Here is a 534-nt window from a genome sequence, read left to right on the forward strand (position 1 = left end):
ATGGACCGGGTGCTGGCCCGCGTGGCGTCGCAGCCCCTGTCGGCCTTCTTCACTGACCTGCACAAAAAGCATGGCGTCGAGATCCTGACCGGCGTCGAGGTCGCGGGGTTCGAGGATGAAGGCGTGCGCCTGGCCGACGGGACGCTGATCGCGGCGGACGCGGTGCTGGTCGGCGTCGGCGCCTTCGCCTGCGAGGCCCTGGCGCGCACGGCGGGACTGACGTGCGAAAACGGCGTGGTGGTGGACGAGACCGCTCGTACCAGCGATCCGAACATCTACGCCATCGGCGATGTGACGCGGCGGCCGATCCCGGTCCACGGCGGCGTCATGCACCGGCTGGAGAGCGTGCCCAACGCGCTGGAACAGGCCAAGCAGGCGGCCTCGGCCATCGTCGGCCGCGCCGCCCCGGCGCCGGAAGTGCCGTGGTTCTGGTCCGATCAGTATGACGTCAAGCTGCAGATCGCCGGGGTGCCTTTCGACGCCGACCGCCAGCTGGTGCGCGGCGATCCGGCCGGCGGCGCCTTCTCCGTCTTC

General features: G+C 70.8%; 1 protein-coding gene. It reads left to right on the plus strand.

Going from position 1 to position 534, the window contains the following annotated elements:
• On the plus strand, nt 1–534 hold a 534-nt coding region (locus EGK63_RS16365), incomplete at both ends, for an FAD-dependent oxidoreductase (protein WP_165906642.1).

It is taken from the genome of Brevundimonas sp. 357 (assembly GCF_003938605.1).
GTDB lineage: Bacteria > Pseudomonadota > Alphaproteobacteria > Caulobacterales > Caulobacteraceae > Brevundimonas.